The organism is Streptomyces sp. NPDC054840 (assembly GCF_053611065.1).
Window position 1 is genome coordinate 1 of the sequence record NZ_JBSGZP010000031.1, and the last position, 22,515, is coordinate 22,515.

The 22,515-nt window shown below is 72.3% G+C and carries 25 protein-coding genes, 1 tRNA gene and 1 pseudogene; 10 read left to right on the forward strand and 17 right to left on the reverse strand.

Annotated features, from left to right (window positions below):
• Positions 1–99: 99 nt before the first annotated feature.
• From ACWGIU_RS04580 to ACWGIU_RS04595, 4 genes are all read left to right on the forward strand, one after another.
• On the forward strand, positions 100–1,641 hold the full coding sequence (locus tag ACWGIU_RS04580; protein WP_453702399.1) for a sensor histidine kinase: 1,542 nt from the start codon (positions 100–102) through the stop codon (positions 1,639–1,641).
• Between the two features lie 25 nt (positions 1,642–1,666).
• Positions 1,667–2,941, forward strand: a complete 1,275-nt coding sequence (locus ACWGIU_RS04585; protein ID WP_453702365.1) for a glycosyltransferase — start codon at positions 1,667–1,669, stop codon at positions 2,939–2,941.
• Positions 2,938–5,196: an ArnT family glycosyltransferase gene (locus ACWGIU_RS04590; protein WP_453702367.1), complete on the forward strand. Its 2,259-nt coding sequence runs from the start codon at positions 2,938–2,940 to the stop codon at positions 5,194–5,196. Before ACWGIU_RS04585 ends, ACWGIU_RS04590 begins: the two co-directional genes overlap by 4 nt.
• 121 nt (positions 5,197–5,317) lie before the next feature.
• Entirely contained in the window at positions 5,318–5,989 is a 672-nt protein-coding gene (locus ACWGIU_RS04595) for a TetR/AcrR family transcriptional regulator (RefSeq protein WP_453702369.1), read from the forward strand.
• Here ACWGIU_RS04595 and ACWGIU_RS04600 read toward each other — a convergent pair.
• Positions 5,979–7,541 carry an MDR family MFS transporter gene (locus ACWGIU_RS04600; RefSeq protein ID WP_453702401.1) on the reverse strand — a complete coding sequence of 521 codons (1,563 nt, stop codon included), beginning with the start codon at positions 7,539–7,541 and terminating at the stop codon, positions 5,979–5,981. The two genes, ACWGIU_RS04595 and ACWGIU_RS04600, sit on opposite strands and share 11 nt — an antisense overlap.
• 109 nt (positions 7,542–7,650) lie before the next feature.
• A complete protein-coding gene (locus ACWGIU_RS04605) occupies positions 7,651–8,190 on the reverse strand; it encodes a MarR family winged helix-turn-helix transcriptional regulator (RefSeq protein ID WP_453702371.1) in 540 nt (179 codons plus the stop codon).
• Positions 8,191–8,247: 57 nt separating this feature from the next.
• Between ACWGIU_RS04605 and ACWGIU_RS04610 the strand changes: the two genes are divergently transcribed.
• On the forward strand, positions 8,248–8,487 hold the full coding sequence (locus ACWGIU_RS04610) for a hypothetical protein (RefSeq protein ID WP_453702373.1): 240 nt from the start codon (positions 8,248–8,250) through the stop codon (positions 8,485–8,487).
• Between the two features lie 28 nt (positions 8,488–8,515).
• On the opposite strand, the gene ACWGIU_RS04615 is transcribed toward ACWGIU_RS04610, so the two are convergent.
• The 10 genes from ACWGIU_RS04615 to ACWGIU_RS04660 all read right to left on the reverse strand — a co-directional run bounded on the left by ACWGIU_RS04615 (position 8,516) and on the right by ACWGIU_RS04660 (position 15,261).
• Positions 8,516–9,304, reverse strand: a complete 789-nt coding sequence (locus tag ACWGIU_RS04615; RefSeq protein ID WP_453702375.1) for a hypothetical protein — start codon at positions 9,302–9,304, stop codon at positions 8,516–8,518.
• Positions 9,305–9,354: 50 nt separating this feature from the next.
• A complete protein-coding gene (locus tag ACWGIU_RS04620; protein WP_453702377.1) occupies positions 9,355–10,206 on the reverse strand; it encodes an RNA polymerase sigma factor SigF in 852 nt (283 codons plus the stop codon).
• A gap of 230 nt (positions 10,207–10,436) precedes the next feature.
• On the reverse strand, positions 10,437–11,339 hold the full coding sequence (locus ACWGIU_RS04625; protein ID WP_453702379.1) for an RNA polymerase sigma factor SigF: 903 nt from the start codon (positions 11,337–11,339) through the stop codon (positions 10,437–10,439).
• Positions 11,340–11,546: 207 nt separating this feature from the next.
• Positions 11,547–11,708, reverse strand: coding sequence for a hypothetical protein (locus ACWGIU_RS04630; RefSeq protein ID WP_167745563.1), 162 nt, complete (start codon positions 11,706–11,708; stop codon positions 11,547–11,549).
• A 383-nt stretch (positions 11,709–12,091) separates the two neighbouring features.
• Positions 12,092–12,415, reverse strand: coding sequence for a hypothetical protein (locus ACWGIU_RS04635; RefSeq protein WP_453702381.1), 324 nt, complete (start codon positions 12,413–12,415; stop codon positions 12,092–12,094).
• 111 nt (positions 12,416–12,526) lie between these two features.
• Positions 12,527–12,611 (reverse strand) — tRNA-Ser (locus tag ACWGIU_RS04640).
• Positions 12,612–12,743: 132 nt separating this feature from the next.
• Positions 12,744–13,172 carry a tRNA adenosine(34) deaminase TadA gene (gene tadA, locus ACWGIU_RS04645; protein WP_453702403.1) on the reverse strand — a complete coding sequence of 143 codons (429 nt, stop codon included), beginning with the start codon at positions 13,170–13,172 and terminating at the stop codon, positions 12,744–12,746.
• A 50-nt stretch (positions 13,173–13,222) separates the two neighbouring features.
• Positions 13,223–13,771: a tRNA adenosine deaminase-associated protein gene (locus tag ACWGIU_RS04650; protein ID WP_453702405.1), complete on the reverse strand. Its 549-nt coding sequence runs from the start codon at positions 13,769–13,771 to the stop codon at positions 13,223–13,225.
• 274 nt (positions 13,772–14,045) lie between these two features.
• Entirely contained in the window at positions 14,046–14,225 is a 180-nt protein-coding gene (locus tag ACWGIU_RS04655) for a hypothetical protein (RefSeq protein ID WP_030010606.1), read from the reverse strand.
• 82 nt (positions 14,226–14,307) lie between these two features.
• Positions 14,308–15,261, reverse strand: coding sequence for a universal stress protein (locus tag ACWGIU_RS04660; RefSeq protein ID WP_453702383.1), 954 nt, complete (start codon positions 15,259–15,261; stop codon positions 14,308–14,310).
• A gap of 164 nt (positions 15,262–15,425) precedes the next feature.
• Between ACWGIU_RS04660 and upp the strand changes: the two genes are divergently transcribed.
• Positions 15,426–16,061 carry a uracil phosphoribosyltransferase gene (gene upp, locus ACWGIU_RS04665; protein WP_453702385.1) on the forward strand — a complete coding sequence of 212 codons (636 nt, stop codon included), beginning with the start codon at positions 15,426–15,428 and terminating at the stop codon, positions 16,059–16,061.
• Between the two features lie 41 nt (positions 16,062–16,102).
• Here upp and ACWGIU_RS04670 read toward each other — a convergent pair whose 3' ends face one another.
• Complete coding sequence (locus tag ACWGIU_RS04670; RefSeq protein ID WP_453702387.1) at positions 16,103–16,774, reverse strand: LytR C-terminal domain-containing protein; 672 nt, start codon at positions 16,772–16,774, stop codon at positions 16,103–16,105.
• Between the two features lie 93 nt (positions 16,775–16,867).
• Positions 16,868–17,164 carry a type II toxin-antitoxin system VapB family antitoxin gene (locus tag ACWGIU_RS04675; RefSeq protein WP_030010424.1) on the reverse strand — a complete coding sequence of 99 codons (297 nt, stop codon included), beginning with the start codon at positions 17,162–17,164 and terminating at the stop codon, positions 16,868–16,870.
• Positions 17,165–17,368: 204 nt separating this feature from the next.
• On the opposite strand from ACWGIU_RS04675, the pseudogene ACWGIU_RS04680 reads away from it, so the two are divergent.
• Positions 17,369–17,559: pseudogene (locus tag ACWGIU_RS04680) on the forward strand (helicase HerA-like domain-containing protein); the annotation flags it as partial.
• A 230-nt stretch (positions 17,560–17,789) separates the two neighbouring features.
• Entirely contained in the window at positions 17,790–18,722 is a 933-nt protein-coding gene (gene opcA / locus ACWGIU_RS04685; protein ID WP_453702389.1) for a glucose-6-phosphate dehydrogenase assembly protein OpcA, read from the forward strand.
• Here the strand turns inward: opcA and ACWGIU_RS04690 are convergent.
• Positions 18,671–19,144, reverse strand: a complete 474-nt coding sequence (locus ACWGIU_RS04690; RefSeq protein WP_453702391.1) for a cupin domain-containing protein — start codon at positions 19,142–19,144, stop codon at positions 18,671–18,673. The genes opcA and ACWGIU_RS04690 overlap by 52 nt on opposite strands.
• A gap of 225 nt (positions 19,145–19,369) precedes the next feature.
• A complete protein-coding gene (locus ACWGIU_RS04695; protein WP_453702392.1) occupies positions 19,370–19,972 on the reverse strand; it encodes an HhH-GPD-type base excision DNA repair protein in 603 nt (200 codons plus the stop codon).
• A gap of 112 nt (positions 19,973–20,084) precedes the next feature.
• Between ACWGIU_RS04695 and ACWGIU_RS04700 the strand changes: the two genes are divergently transcribed.
• Both ACWGIU_RS04700 and ACWGIU_RS04705 read left to right on the forward strand, forming a co-directional pair.
• Entirely contained in the window at positions 20,085–20,897 is an 813-nt protein-coding gene (locus ACWGIU_RS04700; protein ID WP_453702394.1) for a VOC family protein, read from the forward strand.
• A gap of 219 nt (positions 20,898–21,116) precedes the next feature.
• Entirely contained in the window at positions 21,117–21,464 is a 348-nt protein-coding gene (locus tag ACWGIU_RS04705; RefSeq protein WP_453702396.1) for a DoxX family protein, read from the forward strand.
• Between the two features lie 9 nt (positions 21,465–21,473).
• Here the strand turns inward: ACWGIU_RS04705 and ACWGIU_RS04710 are convergent, their stop codons facing one another.
• Positions 21,474–22,253 carry an ATP-grasp domain-containing protein gene (locus ACWGIU_RS04710; RefSeq protein ID WP_453702397.1) on the reverse strand — a complete coding sequence of 260 codons (780 nt, stop codon included), beginning with the start codon at positions 22,251–22,253 and terminating at the stop codon, positions 21,474–21,476.
• Between the last annotated feature and the right edge of the window lie 262 nt (positions 22,254–22,515).

Below are 22,515 nucleotides of genomic sequence, written 5' to 3' on the forward strand. Positions count from 1 at the left end.
GGAGAGCGGCCTCGGTCTGCCGCCGATGAACCACCCCCGGCGCGGCGCCGGATACCGGATCACGCCGGCCGCGCCGGCCGAGCCGGCCGAGTAGGGGCCCTGCGCCCGAAACGGCGGGCGCAGGGCCGCCGGCCCTGGTCGCTGCGTACCCGGCTCGTCGTCTCGGCGGTCGCCCTGATCGCCGTGGTGGGAGCGGCCATCGGGACCGTCACCACCTTCGCCCTGCGCTCGTACCTCGTAACCGAGCTCGACGAGCAGCTGAAGACCGCCGTGAGCATGGCCGTCCGCGCGCCCGGCGGGAAGCCGGCCCGGGAGAACGGCGCCGGTTTCGTCATGGCGCCCGGCAGCCCGCTGGACGCCGCCGGGATCCGCTTCGATTCCGCCGGGACCGTGCTCGGGACCGCCCGCAACGCCCGCGTCGACGGATGGTCGGCCGACCAGGCGCCGGTCCTCACCGAGGCCCAGGGCAAGGCCCTCGCCCAGGCTGCCCAGGCCGCCCGCACGGCCGCCCAGGGTTCGCCCGGGCCGGTGGACACGGAGCTTCCGGGCCTCGGCGGCTACCGCGTGAGGATCGCTTCCGACGGGAGCCTGGCCCTCGCCTTCCCGCTGGGCGACGTCGACTCCACCGTGCGCACCCTGGTCGGGGTGGAGCTGTGCGTCACCCTGGCCGGGTTGCTCGCGGCCTCCCTCGCCGGGCAGGTCCTGGTCGGGGTCGCCCTGCGCCCGCTGCGCCGGGTGGCCGCCACCGCCACCCGGGTCTCCGAACTCCCCCTGCACAAGGGCGAGCCCGCCCTCCACGAGCGGGTCCCGGACGCCGAGGCCGACCCCCGCACCGAAGTGGGCCAGGTCGGCGCGGCCCTCAACCGGATGCTGGGCCACGTCTCCTCCGCCCTCACCGCCCGCCAGCAGAGTGAGATGCGGGTCCGGCAGTTCGTCGCCGACGCCAGCCACGAGCTGCGCACCCCGCTGGCCTCCATCCGCGGCTACGCCGAACTGACCCGCCGGGGACGCGAGGAGCCCGGCCCCGACACCCGGCACGCCCTGGGCCGGATCGAGTCCGAGGCCACCCGGATGACCGGCCTGGTCGAGGACCTCCTGCTGCTGGCCCGGCTCGACGCGGGCCGCCCGCTCTCCACCTCCGACGCCGAGACCGACCTGGCCCCGCTCGTCGTCGACGCCGTCAGCGACGCCCGGGCCGCGGGCCCCGAGCACCACTGGCGCCTGAGCCTGCCCGAGGAGCCGGCCCCGATCCGGGCGGACCCGGCCCGGATTCAGCAGGTGCTGGTGAACCTGCTGGCCAACGCCCGTACGCACACCCCTCCGGGCACGACCGTCACCGCGCGCGTTTCACGTGAAACATCCGCCGTCCGGCTGCGTATCGAGGACGACGGGCCCGGGATCGCCCCCGATCTGCTCCCCCGCGTCTTCGAGCGTTTCGCCCGCGGTGACGTCTCGCGCTCCCGCGTGGCGGGCTCCACCGGGCTCGGGCTGGCCATCGTCCAGGCCGTGGTCACGGCGCACGGCGGGCGGGTCGACGTACGGAGCGAGCCAGGACGGACCTGCTTCGAGGTCCTGCTGCCGCACGCGCGGCCGGACCGGCAGAACTCACAGGCAGGGCACAGGCTCAGCACACAGCGGTGACAGGGCGCCCCGTGAAGGTCGGAACATGCGAACCGACACCTCTCCCGGGGCCCTTCCGGCACGGGCGCCCCTCGCGCCCGTGCCCGGCGAGCCCGTTCTCGACGTGGTGATCCCCGTTTTCAACGAGGAGAAGGACCTCGGCCCGTGCGTCCGCAGACTGCACGAGCACCTCACCCGGACCTTCCCGTACCCCTTCCGGATCACGGTCGCCGACAACGCGAGCACCGACCGCACACCCGAGGTCGCGCGGGGGCTCGCCGCCGCACTGGACGGCGTACGCGGCATCCGGCTGGAGGAGAAGGGTCGGGGCCGGGCGCTGCGTCAGGTGTGGTCCGGTTCCGACGCCCCCGTCCTCGCGTACATGGACGTGGATCTCTCCACCGACCTCAACGCCCTCCTTCCGCTGGTCGCGCCGCTGATCTCCGGCCACTCCGACCTCGCCATCGGCACCCGCCTGGCCCGCTCCTCACGGGTGGTGCGGGGTGCGAAGCGGGAGTTCATCTCGCGTGCCTACAACCTCCTCCTGCGGTCCTCCCTCGCCGCCCGGTTCAGCGACGCCCAGTGCGGCTTCAAGGCGATCCGGCGCGAGGTCGCCGAGCGGCTGCTGCCGCTGGTGGAGGACACGGGCTGGTTCTTCGACACCGAACTGCTCGTGCTCGCCGAACGCGCCGGGCTGCGGATCCACGAGGTCCCGGTGGACTGGGTCGACGACCCCGACTCCACGGTCCACATCGTCCGGACCGCCACCGAAGACCTCAAGGGCGTCTGGCGCGTGGGCCGGGCGCTGGCGGTCGGCGCGCTCCCGCTGGACCGACTCGCCCGCCCCTTCGGCGACGATCCCCGCGACCGCGGCGCACTGCCCGGAGTGGAGGGCGGGCTCGCCCGCCAGCTGCTCGGCTTCTGCGCCGTCGGAGCGCTGTCCACCGTGCTCTACCTGCTCCTGTACTCCGCCTTCCGCGCTGGGACCGGCCCGCAGTTCGCCAACGGCGCCGCGCTGCTGCTCTCCGCCGTCGCCAACACCGCCGCCAACCGCCGGCTCACCTTCGGGGTGCGCGGCCGGGAGCGGGCCGTGCGCCACCAGGCCCAGGGCCTCGTGGTGTTCGGCATCGGGCTGGCCCTCACCAGCGGCTCCCTCGCCGCGCTCGGGGCGGCCACCGCCGATCCCACGCACAGCACCGAACTGGCCGTGCTGATCACCGCCAACCTCGCCGCCACCGTGCTGCGCTTCCTGCTCTTCCGCGCCTGGGTCTTCCCCGAGCGGCGCGACACTCCCGTGAACGTGAAGGACGACATCCGATGACCACGGCAGCACCCTCGATCTTCCCGGTCCCCGAGGCCCGCGCCGGTACCGGCCGGCACGCGGTCGACCGTCCCCGCTGGGAGCTTCCCTGCCTGGCCGGGCTGCTGATCGCCACCGCGGCCCTGCTCCTGTGGGACCTCGGCTCCTCCGGGTATGCCAACTCCTTCTACTCCGCCGCCGTGCAGGCGGGCAGCGAGAGCTGGAAGGCCTTCTTCTTCGGCTCGTCCGACGCCGGGAACTCCATCACCGTCGACAAGCCCCCGGCCGCCCTGTGGCCGATGATGCTGTCCGTACGGCTCTTCGGGCTCGGCGCCTGGCAGATCCTCGTACCGCAGGCCCTGATGGGCGTCGCGACCACCGGTCTCCTGTACGCGGCCGTGCGCCGCCAGTTCGGCCCCGGGGCCGGTCTGTTGAGCGGCGCCGCCTTCGCGTTGACGCCCGTCGCCGCGCTGATGTTCCGCTTCAACAATCCCGATGCGCTGCTGACCCTGTTGCTGACCGTCACCGTGTACTGCGTGCTGCGCGCCCTCGACGGGGCCCGTACCCAGTGGCTGGTCTGGGCCGGGGTGGCGGTCGGCTTCGCCTTCCTCACCAAGACCCTGCAGGCCTTCGTCATCCTCCCTCCGCTGGCCGTGCTGTACGCCGTCTGCGCTCCCACCCGGCTGCGCAAGCGGCTCGGCCAGCTGCTGCTGGCGGGGCTCGCGATGGTGGTGGCCGGCGGCTGGTGGGTCGCGATCGTCGAACTGTGGCCGGCGTCCTCCCGCCCGTACATCGGCGGCTCGCAGAACAACTCCTTCCTGGAACTGACCCTCGGCTACAACGGACTGGGCCGGATCAACGGCAACGAGACCGGCAGCGTGGGTGGCGGCGGCCGTGGCGGCGCCGCCGGGGGCGGAGGCGCTGCCTGGGGAGAGACCGGCATCGACCGGCTCTTCGCGGGCAACATCGGCGGGCAGATCGCCTGGCTGCTGCCGGCGGCCCTGGTGCTGTTGGTGGCCGGTCTGGTGATCACCTGGCGGGCCCGCCGGGCCACCGACTCGCTGGAGGGCATGGCCCGGGCGGCCTTCCTGGCCTGGGGCGGCTCGATGCTGATCACCGCGGTCGTCTTCAGCTACATGCAGGGCATCTTCCACGAGTACTACACCGTGGCGCTGGCGCCGTTCGTGGCCGCGCTGATCGGCATGGGCGCCGCCGTGCTGTGGGAGGAGCGGGGCGGCAAGTCCGCCGCGATCACCCTGTCCGGCACGCTCGCCCTGACGGCGGTGTGGTCGTTCGTGCTGCTCGGCCGCGCCGCCGGCTATCTGCCGTGGCTGCGCTGGGCGGTCCTGGTGGCCGGCGTGCTCGCCGCGGCCGCGCTGCCGTTCGCCGCGTGGGCCGGGCGCCGGGCGCTGTGGGCCATGGCGGCGCTGGGCGTGGCGGCGGCGCTGGCCGGGCCGTTCGCGTACTGCCTGACCACCGTGAGCACCGCGCACACCGGCTCCATCGTGACCGCGGGACCGGCGGTGGCGGGAGGCCGGGGCGGACCCGGCGCACTGGGAGGTCCCGGCGGACCGGGTGGTGCGGGCGGACCCGGAGAGATGCTCCGGGGCGGCCCGGGCGGGCAGCAGAACGGTGGCCGGCCGGGCGCCGCACCGCAGGGCGGAATCCCGCCGCAGGGCGCGCCGATGCAGGGCCAGGGTGGCCGGGGCGCTCAGGGCGGGATGCCGCAGGGGCAGGGGCAGGGGCAGGGGCAGGGCGCACAAGCCGGCCAGGGCGGGCGCGGTGTCGAGCGGTTCGGCGGCGGCCAGGGCGGTCCGGGCGGCCTGCTGAACGGCGCCCGGGTGAGCGCCGAGGCCAAGACCGCCCTGACCACCGACGCCGACGCGTACACGTGGGCGGCGGCTGCCATCGGCTCCCAGAACGCGGCGAGCTACCAGCTGGCCTCCGGTGTGCCCGTCATGCCGATCGGCGGATTCAACGGAAGTGACCCCTCGCCGACCCTGGAGCAGTTCCAGGCGTACGTGCGGGAGGGGAAGATCCACTGGTTCATCGGCCAAGGCACCAGCACCGATACGGCCGACGACACCGGCGCCGCCGAGGGCGGCATGGGCGGCATCGGCGGCATCGGCGGTGGCGGTGACGGCGCCCAGGGCGGCGGTCGTGGGGGCCCGGGCGGGGGAACGAGCTCGGACATCGAGACCTGGATCAAGGCCACCTTCAAGGCGTCCACGGTCGGCGGAGCCACCTTCTACGACCTGACGGCTCCGACGAGCTGATCCGATCACACGCACCGGGCACCGCTCCCTGATCCGGCCCGAGCGGCACGACACCCCCTAGCATTAAGAGGGCAGACCGGGCATTCCGGGCTGATCCGCCTGTCGTGAGGAGGGTGCCTGCATGGTGACCACGGCCGATCCCGGCGAGACCCGCAGCAGCGTGTGGCAGGCCGCCAGGCGCGCCAGACCGGCCAGACGCCCCAACGAGGCCCCCTCCGGGAGCGAGGCACCCTCCGGGCTGGACCGGGAGCGGATCACCGCCGCCACCGTGCGGCTGCTCGACGCCGACGGGCTGGCCCGGTTCTCGATGCGGCGGCTCGCCGCCGGGCTCGGGGTGACCGCGATGTCCCTGTACTGGTACGTCGACACCAAGCAGGACCTGCTCGAACTCGCCCTCGACAGCGCCCTGGGCGAACTGGAACTACCGCCCGAGGCGGCCGAGAGTACGGCGCAGAGCGGTAACGCGGGCTGGCCGGGGCGGCTGAAGGCGCTGGCCCGGGGCTACCGGCGGGTGCAGGCGGACCACCCGTGGCTGGTTCCCCTCACCGCCGCGTACCCGAACATCGGCCCGCACGCGCGGGCCTTCGACGCCGCCCTGCAGCGGCTGTTGGACACCACGGGCCTGGTGGACGCCACCCGCACCGGCGCCCACCTGGCCGTCTCGCAGTTCCTGCACGGCTGCGGGGGGACGGTCCGGCGGGCGCCGGAGGGCGACTTCTGTCTCGCGCTCGACATCCTGATCGCGGGCATCGAGGCCCAAGCACCGGCCGGCCGGGCGCCGCTCAGGCCTTGACGGCTGTCTGGTCGGGGGTCGGCTCGTTCGACGCCGCCGGGGCGTGGGCCGCCGGCTTCGACTTCAGGGCCACCTCCTTGATGAACACCACCAGGACCAGTCCGAGCAGCGCGAACGGGGCGGCGTAGAGGAAGACGTCGCCGACTCCGTGCCCGTACGCGGACTCGATGACCTCGCGGATCGGCGCGGGCAGCTTGTCGAGGTCGGGGATCCCGCCCCCGGCGGCGCCGCCGTGACCGAGTGCCGCAGCCTTAGGGCCGAGGGCGGCGAGGCCGTCCTGGACGTAGTGAGTGACCCGGTGGGCCAAGACGGCGCCCAGCGCGGAGACGCCCATGGCGCCGCCGAGGGAGCGGAAGAAGGTGACGACCGAGCTGGCCGCGCCCAGGTCCTCGGGAGCCACCTGGTTCTGGGTGGCGAGGACCAGGTTCTGCATCATCATGCCGAGACCGAGGCCGGTCACCGCCATGTAGATGGCGGTGTGCCAATACGGGGTGTCGTGGCGCAGGCCGCCCAGCAGACCCAGACCGGCCGTCAGCAGGACGCCGCCGGAGACGAGCCAGGCCTTCCACTTACCGGTCTTGGTGATCACCTGACCGGAAACCGTGGAGGAGACGAAGAGGCCGGCGATCATCGGAATCGTGAGGATTCCGGACATCGTCGGGGACTCACCGCGGGCCAACTGGAAGAACTGGCTGAAAAACACGGTCCCCGAGAACATCGCGATGCCCACGAAGAGGGAGGCCGCCGAGGCCAGGCTGATCGTCTTGTTGCGGAACAGCCGCAGCGGGATGATCGGGTCGCTCGCGCGGGACTCGACGAGGACGAACAGCAGGCCGAGCAGCACCGCGCCGCCCGTCATCGCCCAGGTCTGCCAGGATTTCCACTCGTAGGAGTCGCCGGCCTGCGTGACCCAGATCAGCAGCAGTGAGACGGCGCCGCTGATCAGGAAGGCGCCCAGCCAGTCGACCTTGACGTCGCGGCGCACGACCGGGAGGTGCAGGGTGCGCTGCAGCACGATCAGCGCGATGATCGCGAACGGCACGCCGACGTAGAAGCACCAGCGCCAGCCCAGCCACTCGGTGTCGGTGATGACACCGCCCAGCAGCGGGCCGCCGACGGTGGCGACGGCGAAGACCGCGCCGAGGTAGCCGCTGTACCGGCCGCGTTCGCGCGGGGAGATCATCGCGGCCATCACGATCTGCGCCAGGGCGGAGAGGCCGCCGACGCCGATGCCCTGGACCACGCGGCAGGCGATCAGCGTGCCGGTGTTCTGGGACAGGCCCGCGACCACGGAGCCGAGGACGTAGATCACGAGGGATATCTGGACGAGAAGCTTCTTGCTCAAGAGGTCGGACAGCTTGCCCCACAGGGGGGTGGCGGCCGTCATCGACAGCAGGGCGGCGGTGACCACCCAGGTGTACGAGGACTGGGTGCCGCCGAGGTCGCTGATGATCTGGGGGAGGGCGTTGGAGACGATCGTGGACGACAGGATCGCCACGAACATGCCGAGCATCAGCCCCGACAGCGCCTTCATGATCTGGGGGTGGGTCATGGTCACGGCGGTGGCCGTGGACGGGGCCGTGGACGGGGCCCTGGAAGTGGCCGCGGACGTGGGCGGGTGGTCGGTCGTCGTCTCCGACTGGGCCATGTCTTTCCTTTGCCTAGAAGCTCGATCGGAGTCGGGCCAGCAGGGTGTTCAGTACGTCGATGTCTTGGGGGGACCAGTCGCGGAGGGCTCTTTCCAGCGAGGCCGTGTGACGGGTGCCGAGCTCGGCGAGGAGCGCGCGGCCGGCCGGGGTGAGCCGCAGGATCCGGCAGCGTCCGTCGCCCGGGTCGGTCTCGCGCTCGATCCAGCCGCGGTCGGCGATGTGCGTGACGTGCCGGCTGGTCACCGAGATGTCGACCCCCATGAACTCGGTCAGCCGGCTCAGCCGCATCTCCCCGTGCCGGTCGAGCAGGGTCAGGACGGCGGCCGCGCCGGGCGGGCAGTCCGGGGGCAGGCTGCGGGCGAGCTCGCGCTTGACCGCTCCGATTCCGGTGAGCTGGCGGGCCAGCTCCGCGTACGGCGCGGTCGGCGGTGCCTGCGCGTACGGCGCGGACGGCGTGCTCGGCCGGGTCGGAGCTGTCTGCGCGGTCGTCACCGGGGTCCCCCCATCTTGTTGCTTGAGGCAACCATAGAAGCGCATGGTTGCTACAGGCAAATGAATCTGGGGGTGGAGGCGGTAAAGGAATCGGAAAACCGGCTAGGGTCCTGCTCCATGGCTGACAACCACAACTCACAGGTCCCTGAGGGCAACTATGACCCCGCGGGCAGCACGCAGATGTTCAAGGCCTTCGTCGAGGAGGCCGCGCCGGCCCGCCCGACGGGTCCGGGAGCCCGTCAGCAGCGCCGCGCGGACCAGCAGCGGTCCGGGTCGTCGAACCCGGCGCTGAAGGTGGGGCTCGTCCTCGCCTTGGTCCTCGTGCTCGGCGCGGGCGCCTGGTTGATCATGAAGTGACGACTGCCGGGGTGGGGCCCACGGGGCCTCAGCTCCAGGTCGCGGTGACCTTCTGAGTGTCCACGTGCATGCCCAGCGGCACCCGCCAGGACTCCACGCACACCGTGTAGGTCTGCGTCTTCGCAGCCCCGCCCGCCAACGGCGCCGGCAGGGGCTGGTTCGTGGTGATCGTCGCCCAGTCGACCCCGAGGGCTCCGATGATGTGCGTCGCGAAGCTGACGGTGCCCGAACGGGCCGCGGTGGTTCCGGTGTTGGTGAAGGTCACGGTGACCCGCTCGCACCAGCGGTCGGCCGCAGCCGACCGGACCGGCGCGGACAGCGTCAGCCGGGCCGGTGTGGACGTGGGCGGGGTCGGCGGGGTCGTGCCGGGGCCGCCGGGCGGGCTCGTCGGTGTGCCCGGCGAGGTCGGGGTGGTGGGTGCCGACGGCCTGCCGGGTGTGTCGGGGGACGGTGGGGTCCGGCCCGGACCCGCCGGGGTGCCGGGGGCGCCCGCTGAGCCGCCGGGGCCGGTGGTCGTGGCTCCGCCCGGGGTGGAGCCGCCAGGGGTCCCGGATCCCGCGGGACCGGTCGGCGTACCGGAGGTCGTGGCGGACCGCGCGGATCCGCCCGCCATGTCCGGGCCGCCGAGCTGCTGGAACTCCACCTGACTCCGGGGTGCCACGTTCTCCCCCGCACCCCGTTCAGGGCCCGGGGCCGCGGCGCCCACGGCGACATGGCCGTCCCGCGCCCGGCCGCCGCAGCCGGTGAGGCCGGCGGCGGCCGTGCAGCACAGGGTGAGCAGGGTGGTGGCGGCGGCCGCTCGCGATCCCTTTCGCATCGCGCCAGTTTTCCTGACGGATCGTCAATTGGGAAGCGCGAGGCGCCGGGTCACTCCCCGATGAGGCCTACGCGCAGTTGCGCGAGGGTGCGGGTCAGCAGCCGGGAGACGTGCATCTGGGAGATGCCGACCTCCTCGCCGATCTGCGACTGCGTCATGTTCGCGAAGAAGCGCAGCATGATGATCTGCCGTTCCCGGGGAGGGAGTTTGGCGAGCAGCGGCTTCAGGGACTCGCGGTACTCGACGCCCTCCAGCGCGGTGTCCTCGTAGCCGAGGCGGTCCGCGAGGGAGCCCTCGCCGCCCTCGTCCTCGGGGGAGGGCGAGTCGAGCGAGGAGGCGGTGTAGGCGTTGCCCACGGCGAGGCCGTCGACGACGTCCTCCTCCGAGACCCCGAGCACGGCGGCGAGCTCCGGCACGGTCGGCGAGCGGTCCAGCTTCTGGGCGAGCTCGTCGCTGGCCTTGGTCAGCGCCAGGCGCAGCTCCTGGAGCCGGCGCGGGACGCGGACGGACCAGGAGGTGTCCCGAAAGAATCGTTTGATCTCGCCCACGACGGTCGGCATCGCGAACGTCGGGAACTCGACACCGCGTTCGCAGTCGAAGCGGTCGATCGCCTTGATCAGGCCGATGGTGCCGACCTGGACGATGTCCTCCATCGGCTCGTTACGGCTGCGGAATCGGGCGGCTGCGTAGCGCACGAGAGGCAGGTTCAGCTCGATCAGGGTGTCACGTACGTACATCCGTTCGGGGCTGTCCGCATCCAGGGCGGCAAGTCGCTGGAAGAGGGAGCGGGACAGGGTGCGGGTGTCGATGGCTTCCGAGCGGTCGGACGCTGCAGGTGCTGTGGGCGCAGGCACGCTCTTGACGAGCGTGAGCACCTTGGAGCTGCCCTGGTCTACGGACATGCCACCCCCTTGAGGTCGCGGACGGTCGCGTACTGCGCGCCCGTCGGAGGAACGCAGCCTCCACCTGAATACCGGAGGCGGGGCTGCGGCAAACGCGGTTCACGCAGAATGTCACATGTCGGCAACGCGCTGTAGCGTCATGTCGACATATATCTCCAGCGACAGAGCAGGTCGGGGGGCGATCAGCCCGATCTGTCGGGAAACAGATGAATGATCTCCACTCGTTCCGGTTACGCCTCGATCCTGTTTGCGGATCTCAGTCGGGCGAAGCTTCGGGCCAGGAGTCGGGAGACGTGCATCTGGGAGACGCCGAGCTCCACACTGATCTGTGACTGGGTCAGATTGTTGTAGTACCGCAGGAGCAGGATCCGTTGCTCGCGTTCGGGCAGTTGTACGAGGAGATGGCGGACGAGGTCGCGGTGCTCCACACCGGCCAGCTCCGGGTCCTCGTAGCCGAGGCGGTCCAGCAGCCCGGGCATGCCGTCGCCCTCCTGGGCGGCCTCCAGGGAGGTCGCGTGGTAGCTGCGTCCGGCCTCGATGCAGGACAGCACCTCGTCCTCGGTGATGCGCAGTCGCTTGGCGATCTCGGCGGTGGTCGGGGTGCGGCCGTGGAGGGTCGTCAGGTCCTCGGTGGCGGCGTTGACCTGGACCCACAGCTCGTGGAGGCGGCGCGGCACGTGGACGGTGCGGACGTTGTCGCGGAAGTACCGCTTGATCTCGCCCACGACGGTCGGCATCGCGAAGGTCGGGAACTGCACGCCCCGGTCCGGGTCGAACCGGTCGATGGCGTTGATCAGGCCGATGGTGCCGACCTGGACCACGTCCTCCATCGGCTCGTTGCGGCTGCGGAAGCGGGCGGCCGCGTACCGGACGAGCGGGAGGTTGGCCTCGATGAGGGCCCCGCGCACCCGGCTGTGCTCGCCTGTACCCGGCTGCAGGACCTTCAGCTGGCCGAAGAGGACCTGCGTGAGGGCCCGGGTGTCCGCACCCCTGCTCGGGGGTCTCGGCGCGACCGGGGGCTCCTCGGGCGGCTCCTGGCGGGGCTCCGGGCGGTGTTCCCGCTGGGGCTCCGGCTGGGGCGGCACCTGGGGGTCCTGTTGGGGCGGCACTTGAGGCGCAGTACTGGCCGGCACGGTCACGCCACCCCTTCAGTCAACTCTCATCCATCAAAAGCGGTCATAGCATCACAAAAGATGTGCATTGTATGCAAGCACCGTATATCGCCGTGTTGAGGGCAAATTGGTCATGTTAGGGCAATATGCCCACTCGTGGGTATGCAAAAAGCCCCCCACCCGTCGGAGTGGGGGGCCGGAAGTCCGGGAACCGCTTCAGCGTACGGGTCAGCGCACCAGTTCGGTCATGAACTCGCCGATGCCGGAGGCGGCATCCGATATCCCCTGGAAGCCTATTTCCACGATCTCGGCCGCTCTCTTCGGCTGGGTGATGATCACGAAGAGGGCGAACACGGTGAGGGCACCCGTGATGAGCTTCTTGGTGTCCACGTGCGGGCGGCCTCCCCAACCGGTCCGAGCAAGTCGGGTGAGTCTAACCGGTCAAGATTGGACACTCGCCTGGTCCTTCGAGGACCAATGACCCGGTACTCCGGGCCCTTTGCCGTGAAGCGGGCGGTTGCGGTGGCCGCAGGAGGGGTGGGAACCCACCGGTTCTCGCAGGAAACCGGTGGGTGAGGGGCAGGGCCTCACTTCCCCCGATGCCATTCCCCCGCCCCTGTCCCGTCCCTCGAAGGTCCCGACTCCGGTCGGGGCCTCCTTCACGTCGCCTGCGCGGCTTGCGTCGGCCCGCGGGGCGCACGGGGTCCTGAGGCAGGCCGGGGCGTGCTCGGGGCGTGCGTGAAGCGTACGCAGCCGGGTTCGGGCGCCGGTGGCTACTCCAGGCCGCCGGCCAGGTCGGTGATGGGCTGTACGGGCGCGATGACGGGGGCCAGCTGGTTCGGCAGCTCCATCAGCGCGTTGAGCTGGTTCGCGCCGGCGCTGAGCTGCGACCCGATCTCCTGGACGGACGTGGGCTGGGCCCCGGTCGGCATCCCCGGGGCGGCCACCGGCAGGTCCGGGAGCGTGAGGGGGGAGACCGGGGCGGCCGAGGCGGCGGGTGCGGCGAGGCCCGCGGCGGCCCCCGCGAGGGCGATGGCGGCGAGCATGCGCTGGGTCTTGGTCATGCCGTGACAACGGCCGAAGGGGCGGGCGGTCACGCGGATGTCCTCCGGAGAGGCGATCGGACCGACCGGACTCGTCGGACCGATCGGACTCATCGGAAAACGCCGAGAGCCCCGACCCTTGCGGGGCGGGGCTCTCGATCGAAGCGGTAGTGGAGGGATTTGAACCCCCGATGGGTTGCCCCATACTCGCTTTCGAGGCGAGCTCCTTCGGCCACTCGGACACACTACCGAGATGGATCCTAGCCTAAGGAACCCCGTCCTCTGAAATCGGTATGTCCGGGGGTGTCGCGGCGGCCGTAAGCAGGCCTTTTCCGGGCTCCGTCCTCCGATTCCGTCCTCCGGCTCGGGCTCGTCCTCCGGTTCAGAGCTCGCGGAAGAAGTCCGTCAGCTGCCGCGCGCACTCGTCGGCCAGGACACCGCGGATCACCTCGGGCCGGTGATTGAGCCTCCGGTCCCGTACGAGGTCCCAGAGCGACCCGGCGGCGCCGGCCTTCTCGTCGTCCGCGCCGTAGACGACCCGCGCGACGCGCGACTGGACGAGCGCGCCCGCGCACATGACGCACGGCTCCAGGGTCACCACGAGGGTGCATCCCGGAAGGCGCCATTCCCCTAGCTCGGCGGCCGCCCGGCGCAGTGCCACCACCTCGGCGTGCGCGGTCGGGTCGCCGGTCGCCTCGCGTTCGTTGTACCCGGTGGCGAGGATCCGTCCGTCCGGGCCCAGCACGACGGCGCCGACCGGCACATCGCCGGCCGGCACCGCCCGGGCGGCTTCCTGGAGCGCCAGGCGCATGGGGTCCCGCCACGGGTCCCGTACGGGATCGTCGGTGTTCGCGGGGAGCACTAGCGGACGGCCTCCAGTACCTCGGTGGCGCCGAGGGAGTCGACGATCTCCGAGAGGGCGTCCCCGTCCAGGTTCATCAGTTGTTTGTTGGTCACCCCGAGATCGTCCAGCAGCCCGGGGTCACCGAGCGGACCGGCCGGTACCGGTTCCGCACCGGTCCCGCCCACCTCGTCCTCCTCGGCGTCCTCGTTCGTGAACGCGGCGACGGGGTCCTCCTCGCCGTCCTCGGTGCCGTCCAGGTCCAGGTCGTCGAGTTCGTCGTCCTCCTCGTCGCTGCCCAGCAGCTCTTTGGTCAGCATCGAGCCGTAGGAGCTGCGGGCGGCCGCGGAGGCGTTCGACACGAAGTACCGCGGGTCCTCCTCGCCGTCCACGCGGACGACGCCGAACCAGGCGTCCTCCTGCTCGATGAGGGCGACCACCGTGTCGTCGTCGACAGCGGCGGACCGGGCGAGATCGATCAGATCACTGAGGGACTCGACGTCGTCGAGTTCCATGTCGCTCGCTTCCCACCCGTCTTCGGTGCGCGCGAGCAGTGCGGCGAAATACACCGTGACTCTCCCACTGGTCTTAGACATGCCGGTTGGAGGTCCCCCCGGCCGGAGGTTGGGGCACAGCGGCCGTGCTGCTCGCCGTCCGAACCCCGCCCAATCGGCATCGTGGCAGAAACAGCGGCTTTGCGAGAGGTCTTCCGCGCTTGCGTCGTGCCGCGCCGTGCACCGGCGGGGGCCGTACGGTGTTGCGGCGCGGGGGCGGCGGGGTCGTGGGGAGGGGTGTGGGGCGGGTGGTGCGGCCCGGACGTGTCGCGGCGTGCCGGAGGCGGGATCACCAGCGGAAGGTGCGCATGCGCATCTGCTGGCGCATACGGGCCGCCCGGGCGCGGCGGGGCTGGACACGATCGCGCAGCTCGCGCGCCTCCATCAGGTCGCGCAGGAACTGCGCTCGGCGTGCTCGGCGCTGCGCCGCGGTTTCCGGCACATCGTCCTTCGGCTGCCTGTCGGGCATCGGCCACCACCTGGCTGGTCGGTCGTCCCCCCTGCACCCCACCTTCCCCCGGACGGCGCGTTTGATGCCAGCCCGCCGCAGGTCAGGCGTCGTCCTTGAGGGTCGGGACCACGGCCACCGGGCCGTGCGCGTGGTGCAGCACCGCATGGGCCACCGAGCCGATCGACATCGACATGGCGGTGCGCCGCGGGTGGTGGCGGCCCACCACGACCAGCGCCGCCGCCCGGGAGGCGATGACCAGCCGGCCCGCCGCGTCCCCGGGCACCGCGGCCTGCTCGACCGGGACGTCCGGAAACCGCTCCCGCAGCGGCGCCAGCCGCTCCGTCTGGGCGCGCAGCATCTCCCGCTCGGCCGGTACGCCGTCCCCCTCGTCGGCCAGCCCCTCCGGCGGGATCACCGCGAAGGGGCTGTCGATCACCAGGGTCGGCGAGGGCGGGATGGCGTACGCGGAGACCACCTGGACGGTGGTCCCCCGCACGGCGGCCTCGGTGAACGCGAACGTCAGTACGTCGTCGGGCGTCTCGGCGGCGTGCAGCCCGAGCACCACCCGCCCGGCGGACCGCTCGGCGTCGGCGTCGGCGTCGGGGTGGGCGCCGCGCTCCGCGTGCGGGACCACGACCACCGGGCAGGCGGCCGTGCCGGCCACGGCCCGGCTGTTCGAGCCGAGCAGCAGGCTGGCGAAGCCGCCGCGGCCCCGGGAGCCCATCACCAGCATCCGGGCCTCCGAGCCGATCACCCGGAGCGCTTCGGGTACGGATCCCTCCAGGGCCTCGTACGTGACCCCCTCGGGCAGCGCGGAGTCGTCGCCGCCGAGCAGGGACCGGACCCAGTCGCGTACGGGGTCGGCGAATTCCCGGGGCTCGGAGGCGTCGTGCAGCGAGGCCCGGCGTCCGGCGTACAACTGGGCGTGGTCGGGCAGTACATGGGCGACGAGCAGCCCGGTGTCGTGCCGGACGGCCTCCTTCCGCGCCCACTCCAGGGCTCGGAGGCTGTGTTCCGAACCGTCGACGGCCGCGATCACCGGTGTGTGGCTCATCCGTCCAGCCTGCTGGGCGTCCGCGCGGGGCGCATCCGCAAGGAAGCGGCGGACGTGGCTGCCGCTTCGGACGCGAAGGAGTCGCGTCAGCGCGTAGCCTTTTGGGTGCAGGTCGCGTCGTGCGACCGTTTTTGCAGGTCGCAGGCTGAGTTTTGGAGGATGTTGTGCGTTTGCAGGTCGTCGATCACCCCTTGGTGGCGCACAAACTCACCACTCTGCGCGACAAGCGCACCGACTCCGCCACCTTCCGGCGGCTCGCCGACGAGCTGGTGACCCTGCTCGCCTACGAGGCCACCCGGGACGTGCGCACGGAGCAGGCCGACATCGAGACCCCGGTCGCCCCGACCACCGGCGTGAAGCTCTCGCACCCGCGCCCGCTGGTCGTCCCGATCCTGCGCGCCGGTCTCGGCATGCTCGACGGCATGGTGCGGCTGCTGCCGACCGCCGAGGTGGGCTTCCTGGGCATGGTCCGCAACGAGGAGACCCTGGAGGCCTCCACGTACGCGACGCGCATGCCGGAGGACCTCTCGGGCCGCCAGGTCTACGTCGTCGACCCGATGCTCGCCACCGGCGGCACGCTGGTCGCGGCGATCCAGGAGCTGATCAAGCGCGGCGCGGACGATGTCACGGCCGTGGTGCTGCTGGCCGCGCCCGAGGGCGTCGAGATCATGGAGCGCGCGCTGGCGGGCACGCCGGTGACGGTGGTGACGGCCGCGGTGGACGAGCGGCTCAACGAGCACGGCTACATCGTGCCGGGCCTGGGTGACGCGGGCGACCGGATGTACGGCTCGGCGGAGTAGGGCCTGCGGCGGTCCGGCACGCCGTACGGCGTGCCGGCGCCTCAGCAGTTCTTGGGCGCGGGCACGGGGTTGGCCAGCAGGGCCAGCGCCTTGTCCGCGTCCTCCTTCGTACTCAGCTCCTTGAAGGCGTCGCCCAGGATCAGGTCGACGTCCGCGGTCTCACGGGTGTCGGTCTGCTGGGTGACACCGGCGAGCTGCGTGCCGAGCACGGCGAAGACCGCTTTGTCGGTCGTGGGGGAGCCCAGCAGTATCCCCGTGCCGGGGACCTTCTTGTCGAAGTCGGCCGGGGCGTTGCCCACCTTGCCGATGACGAAGCCGCGTTTGGCCAGCTCGTCACCGACGGCCTTGGCCAGGCCCGCGCGCGGGGTCGCGTTGTAGACGTTGACCGCGATCTCCCCGGGCGGGGGGAGCACGACGGCCGGTTCGGCGGCGGCCGAGGCGGTGGAGGCGGCGGCGGGGCCGCCCTTGGCGGCGGCACCAGGAGGCGTCGTCGGGCAGTCCTTGGCACCCGCAGCCGTGTTCCGCTTAGGGCTGTCGCCCCGGAACACGTCGATGAGCTGCAGGGCCCCGTAGCCGACCAGGGACAGCGCAAGGATCGAGCCGAGCACGGCGAGGACGATCCGGTTACGGCTCCGCTTACGACTCATACGGGGGTAGGCGGCTCCCGTGACGCGGTACTTTCCGCCCATGCCGGGGGGAGTGAGCATGCTCATGGGCGCAGCGTAGTGCGGCCCGGTGTCGATGCCTACTAAATGATCTGCTGATAGGTCAATGGTGACCCGAAAGGCGCAATCCAGGCGAAGTCGTCAGTCCATCTCGAGGACGCGCGCGTGCAGTACCTGGCGCTGCTGGAGGGCGGCGCGCACGGCGCGGTGCAGCCCGTCCTCCAGGTAGAGGTCACCCCGCCACTTCACGACGTGCGCGAACAGGTCGCCGTAGAAGGTGGAGTCCTCGGCGAGCAGCGTTTCGAGGTCCAACTGGCCCTTGGTCGTCACGAGCTGGTCGAGCCGGACCGGGCGCGGCGCGACGTCCGCCCACTGCCGGGTGGTTTCCCTGCCGTGGTCGGGGTACGGCCGTCCGCTTCCGATGCGCTTGAAGATCACACGGAAAGCCTACCGGGCCGGTGCGTGCGGGCGCAGCCTCGTGACGGTGGTGCAAAAGTGGCGAACAGTGCTATTCCGGGAGTGAAGCATGAGCGAGAGCTCCGACCCCACCGTTCCGGTGGACCGGACGGGCCCGGGGGGCCCGGGGGCCCGGCGGTTCCGGTCGGACCGGAACCGGCGGGACCGGCCGGGCAGATCGCCGCCGTGTACGCCTTCACCGGACCCCCGCTCGACCTCGGGGCCCTCCTCTGGGACGGCGCCTGCCTGCCCGACCGTCAGATCCGCATCCCCTGGCGATGCTCAACCGCCACGGGCTGGTCGCCGGAGCCACCGGAACCGGCAAGACCAAGACGCTCCAGCTCATCGCCGAACAGCGTTCACGTGCGGCGTCCCCGCGCCGCGGCCGCCCGAGGCCGAGAAGGAGGCCGAGGCGGCGGAGAAGGAGGCCGCGCGGGCGGCGCGCAGCGCCCCGAAGCCGGCTCCCTCGCCGGTCGAGCAGGTGGTGGGCAGCGGGCTGTTCCGCTCGCTGGCCCGGTCGATCGGGACCCCAGCTGGGCCGGGAGATCTCGCGCTCGATCTTCGGGACGGCGCGCAGGCGCCGGTGACGCGGTGACAGACTCGGTACATGCGGACCGAACTCACCGACACCACGTCCAGCAAGGTCAACCGGGCCCTCCTCGAAGCCCGTCGGGCGATAGGCAGCCCGACCATGGGGCTGGTGCTGACCCTCGTCCTCGCCACCGACGAGGAGAACGCCTACGACGCCGTACGCGCGGCCTCCGAGGCCTCGCGGGAACACCCCTGCCGCATCATCGCGGTGATCAGGCGGACCTCGCGCGGCCCGCACAAGCTCCGCGCGGACCGCGTCGACGCCGAACTGCGGGTCGGCTCGGACGCCGGCACCGGCGAGATCGTGCTGCTGCGCCTGCACGGGGAGCTGACCGAGCACGCCGGCTCGGTCGTCCTGCCGCTGCTCCTGCCGGACGCGCCCGTGGTGGCCTGGTGGCCGGCCGACGCGCCCGCCGACCTGGCGCGGGACCCGCTGGGCGCGCTCGCGCAGCGCCGGGTCACGGACGCGGCCGCCGCCTTCGACCCGGTCGGCGTGCTCGACGAGCGGGCCGCCGGCTACCAGCCCGGCGACACCGACCTTGCCTGGACCCGGCTCACGCCGTGGCGCTCGCTGCTGGCCGCGGCCCTGGACCAGAAGCCGCTGCCGGTGACCGGCGCGGCGGTGGAGAGCGAGCCGGACAACGCGAGCGCGGAGCTGCTGGCGCGCTGGCTGGAGGACCGGCTGGGGGTGCCGGTGGCCAGGGTGGCGAGCGAGGGCCCGGTGATCACCGGGGTCAGCCTGCAGACCACGGGCGGGGAGATCCGGGTGGACCGCCCCGCGGGTGTGCTGGCCACCTTGAGCCTGCCGGGAAGCCCCGACCGCAAGGTGGCCCTGAAGATCCGCAGCGGCGCCGAACTGATCGCGGAGGAACTGCGCCGCCTCGACGCGGACGTGATCTACGGCTCCGCGCTGCGGCGGCGGCCGCTCCAGACGGGGCTCTCCGCGTAGTGGTTGTCGTAGGTCGCCGAGCTGTCCTTGATGTCCTGCACGGTGGCCTCGCCCGCGTTGACCCGGCCGAGGAGCCGGTAGTAGTCGAAGCGGCCCATGCCCGGGGTGAAGCCGACGAAGACGGCGGCGGTGTGGCCGGCCGCGGGGGCGAAGGCGTGCTTGACGCCCGGCGGGACGGCGATGAAGTCGCCGGCGCCCAGGGTGTGGATCTCATCGTCGACGAGGATGTCGAGCCGGCCGGACGTGACATGGAAGAACTCGGTGGCCTTGGTGTGGAAGTGGACGGGGGCGCCCGCCGCGCCCTCGTCGAAGGTGGCGGTGTTGCAGGTGAGCTCGGCGGTGTCGGTGAGCAGGGTGATGAGGCTGCCGGGGCCGTCGTAGATGGCTTCGGCGGTGGCGGCGCGGGTCGGGATCTCTGTCATGTCCACCAATCTACGATCTTGAGCGACCGGAATCAGGGGTCAATCGAAGGCCTGCGCCGCCGGTCAATTCCCGGCCGGTCCGCCGCCGGTCCGCCGCCGGTCCACTGCCCGAGAGCGAGCTGACCAGGCGCTGACCGCGACCTGACCGGGGGCCTGACCAGCATCCGGCCGGTAACTGACCGGGATCCGGCCAGGGGCGGAGCGCGAACGCTCCCCGTGACCGGATCAGGAGCTGCCCGCGGCCTTGGCGGCCTTCGCGGCGGCCTTCATCTCCAGCTTGTGCGCCCGCACCTTGGCCAGGGAATCCGGGCCCGTGATGTCGGCCGCCGAGCGGTAGACGTTCGCCGGGCCGTACCCGCCCGCGGCCTCCCGCCAGCCCGTCGGACGCACGCCGAACCGCTTGCCCAGCAGGGCGAGGAAGATCTGTGCCTTCTGCTCCCCGAAGCCCGGCAGTGCCTTGAGGCGCTTCAGCAGCTCCTGGCCCGTCGTCGCGTCGGCCCAGACCGCCTCCGCGGTTCCGTCGTAGTGCTCCACGAGGTACGCGCACAGCTGCTGGATCCGCGTCGCCATCGACCCCGGGTACCGGTGGACGGCGGGCTTCTCGGAGAGCAGGGCGGCGAAGGCCTCCGGGTCGTACGCGGCGATGGTGTGCGCGTCGAGATCGTCGGAGCCCAGCCGCTGGGCGATCGTCCAGGGCCCCGAGAACGCCCACTCCATCGGCACCTGCTGGTCCAGCAGCATTCCGACCAGTGCGGCGAGCGGGCTCCGGCCGAGCAGCGCGTCGGCCTCCGGCCGCTGCGCCAGCCGGATGGTGATGTCCTTGTCCATGGCTCCAGCGTCCCGCCTGGGCGCGCTCCCCGCGCGGTCGCCGCACCGCGCGCCTAGCGTGAGTACGACCGTCTACGACGACGACAGGTACGAGACGAGGAGTCGATCGATCATGTCTGAGTTCTCCGAAGGCGCTCCGTGCTGGGTGGACGCGATGTTCGCCGACGTGGAAGGGGCCAAGACCTTCTACGCGGACGTGCTGGGCTGGACCTTCGGCGAGGCCAGCAGCGAGTACGGCAACTACACGCAGGCCTACTCCGACGGCAAGGCCGTCGCCGCCGTCGTCCCGCCGATGCCGGGGGCCGACGCGCCGTCGCAGTGGTGTCTGTACTTCGCCTCGCCCGACGCGGCGGCCACCGCCGGGAAGGTGACGGCGAACGGCGGCGAGGTGCTGATGGGCCCGATGCAGGTCGGTGCCTTCGGCACGATGCTGATCGCGAAGGAGCCGAGCGGCGCGGTCTTCGGCGTCTGGCAGCCGGGCGAGCACAAGGGCTTCGAGAAGATGGGTGAGCCGGGCTCGTACGCGTGGGCCGAGGTCTTCACCCGGGACCCCGCCAAGGCGGACGGGTTCCTGGCGAAGGTCTTCCCGTACGGAGCCCAGCAGATGGACCCGGGCGAGGACCCCGAGATGGCCGACATGGACTTCAAGGTCTTCAGCGTCGGCGGCGGCGGGAACCCGGTGCTGGGCCGGATGAAGATGGACGACGACTTCCCGCCGGACGTGCCGCCGTACATCCAGGTCTACTTCGGGGTGCCGGACTGCGACGAGGCGGTGGCGAAGACCCAGAAGCACGGCGGGAAGCTGCACTTCGGCCCGATGGACAGCCCGTTCGGCCGGTTCGCGGCGGTCACGGACCCGCAGGGCGCCGCTTTCGCTGTGATCGACATGTCGACAACGGTGGGTGAGATGCCGAGCTTCGGCTGAGCCGCTTCCTGCCGTGCAGCCGGCCCGGGCGGCACCGCAGACCGCCCCGGCGCGCGATTTCCCTCCGCGTCCACGTCCACGGCAGCCACCCCCTGAGCGCGGGCGAAAGTTTTTCGCGCGGCCTGTCACATCGGTGCGGCGGGGCAGGTCAGTGGAGTGAAGCAGGCGGGAAACCGACCGGGGCGAGTCCGCACCGGCGCCCGCCCGAGGGGAGCTCGGATGTCCACCACCGCTGTTGTTTTCGCCCTGGTCGGCGCGTTCATGGTCGGGTTTTCGGCGGCTTCGATGTTCTTCGAGGCGAAGTGGGTCGTGGAGCCGCTGGTCGAGTACGGGGTTCCGCGGTCGTGGTGGACCTGGCTCGCCACCGCGAAGGCGGCCGGCGCGGCGGGCCTGGTGGTGGGTGTCTTCGTCCCTGCGATCGGCATCGCGGCGGCGATCGGGGTCGCCCTGTACTTCGCGGGGGCCGTGATCACGGTGCTCCGGGCGAAGTCATACGCCCACGTCGCCTTCCCGGTCATCTACGCGGCCCCGGCGATCGTGGCCCTGGCCCTCGGCTTCAGCGGCTGAGGCGTGCCCCTACGGGGTCACGAACGGCAGGTCGGTGGCGCGGACGCGGTGGAGCGGGCCGGCGGCGCGCAGGACCACGTCCAGGACGGCCTCGGGCCGGGCGGCGTAACTGTTCGAGAACCACGGCATGTTGGCCTCGACCACGGCGTACCGGCCGGTCGCGCCGATGAGGCCGACGTCGACGGTGACGGCGCTGGGCAGGTGCGCGCCCGTCTCGGCGAGCAGCGCGGCCGCGAAGCCGCGTACGTCCGCCCCGCGCGCGTCCTCGTCGAGCGGGGCGGGGTCCAGGCGTCCGTGGACGGCGTACCGGCTCCCGGCGGCGACCTCCCCGTCGAGCAGGAACAGCCGGTACTCGGCGGTGAAGGCCACCACCTCCGAGACCAGCACGGGGGTGCCCCCGGGCAGGGACCGCGGCAGCGGCGAGCCGGGCCCGTACACGGCGGGCGGGAACGACTTCTCGCGCGGCGGCTTCACGAACGCCGACCGCCCGGATCCGGTCAGTTCCCGCGCCGCCCGGCCCAGGGTGGTCAGCCGGATCCGGCGGCCCGTGAAGCGTTCGGGCAGTCGCGTGAGCCAGTGGTCGGACGGCTCCAGCAGCCCCAGCCCGAGCGCCCCGGCCACCCGGGCGGCGGCGTGCGGACCACCGCACCAGTGCACGGCCCGGCCGGCCAGTTCTCCGAAGCCGGGGCCGAGGGCGCGGACGGCCATCCCCCGGCGGGCGGCGGCCTCCGCGAGCAGCCCGGCCGTGGCGGTCGGCCGGGCGGGTATCAGAAACACCTCGTCCGTCATCCGGCCATTGTGTCGGGGGTGCCCGCGCTGTTCCGGGCCGGCAGGCCTTGGCCACCGGCGCGAAGTCCGCGGCCGGCCGGAGGCCCGCGGCCGCTTGCGGGCCGGCGTCGGAGCCGCACCTGGGCGCCGGCGCCTCGGAAGCCCAGGACAGGGCGGAGGAGGTGGTGGTCGTCACCACACAGGCGGGCTCACACACGCCTCGTCGCCGCGCGGTCCGGGAACGGACCGGCAGCCGGCTCCGTGGCCACGGAACGCGAAGAGC

What these genes read in the sequence shown, in the direction of transcription:
- tadA (WP_453702403.1), bottom strand. Translation starts at nt 13,172, where the DNA reads ATGCGCCTGGCGCTCCAGGAAGCCGCCCGGGCGGTGCCGGCCGGCGAT.
- ACWGIU_RS04660 (WP_453702383.1), bottom strand. Translation starts at nt 15,261, where the DNA reads ATGAGCCACACACCGGTGATCGCGGCCGTCGACGGTTCGGAACACAGC.
- ACWGIU_RS04695 (WP_453702392.1), bottom strand. Translation starts at nt 19,972, where the DNA reads ATGGACAAGGACATCACCATCCGGCTGGCGCAGCGGCCGGAGGCCGAC.
- ACWGIU_RS04710 (WP_453702397.1), bottom strand. Translation starts at nt 22,253, where the DNA reads ATGACGGACGAGGTGTTTCTGATACCCGCCCGGCCGACCGCCACGGCC.
- ACWGIU_RS04705 (WP_453702396.1), top strand. Translation starts at nt 21,117, where the DNA reads ATGTCCACCACCGCTGTTGTTTTCGCCCTGGTCGGCGCGTTCATGGTC.
- ACWGIU_RS04615 (WP_453702375.1), bottom strand. Translation starts at nt 9,304, where the DNA reads ATGCGAAAGGGATCGCGAGCGGCCGCCGCCACCACCCTGCTCACCCTG.
- ACWGIU_RS04610 (WP_453702373.1), top strand. Translation starts at nt 8,248, where the DNA reads ATGGCTGACAACCACAACTCACAGGTCCCTGAGGGCAACTATGACCCC.
- ACWGIU_RS04590 (WP_453702367.1), top strand. Translation starts at nt 2,938, where the DNA reads ATGACCACGGCAGCACCCTCGATCTTCCCGGTCCCCGAGGCCCGCGCC.
- ACWGIU_RS04585 (WP_453702365.1), top strand. Translation starts at nt 1,667, where the DNA reads ATGCGAACCGACACCTCTCCCGGGGCCCTTCCGGCACGGGCGCCCCTC.
- ACWGIU_RS04620 (WP_453702377.1), bottom strand. Translation starts at nt 10,206, where the DNA reads ATGTCCGTAGACCAGGGCAGCTCCAAGGTGCTCACGCTCGTCAAGAGC.
- ACWGIU_RS04655 (WP_030010606.1), bottom strand. Translation starts at nt 14,225, where the DNA reads ATGCCCGACAGGCAGCCGAAGGACGATGTGCCGGAAACCGCGGCGCAG.
- ACWGIU_RS04670 (WP_453702387.1), bottom strand. Translation starts at nt 16,774, where the DNA reads ATGAGCATGCTCACTCCCCCCGGCATGGGCGGAAAGTACCGCGTCACG.
- ACWGIU_RS04700 (WP_453702394.1), top strand. Translation starts at nt 20,085, where the DNA reads ATGTCTGAGTTCTCCGAAGGCGCTCCGTGCTGGGTGGACGCGATGTTC.
- opcA (WP_453702389.1), top strand. Translation starts at nt 17,790, where the DNA reads ATGCGGACCGAACTCACCGACACCACGTCCAGCAAGGTCAACCGGGCC.
- ACWGIU_RS04600 (WP_453702401.1), bottom strand. Translation starts at nt 7,541, where the DNA reads ATGACCCACCCCCAGATCATGAAGGCGCTGTCGGGGCTGATGCTCGGC.
- ACWGIU_RS04595 (WP_453702369.1), top strand. Translation starts at nt 5,318, where the DNA reads ATGGTGACCACGGCCGATCCCGGCGAGACCCGCAGCAGCGTGTGGCAG.
- ACWGIU_RS04690 (WP_453702391.1), bottom strand. Translation starts at nt 19,144, where the DNA reads ATGACAGAGATCCCGACCCGCGCCGCCACCGCCGAAGCCATCTACGAC.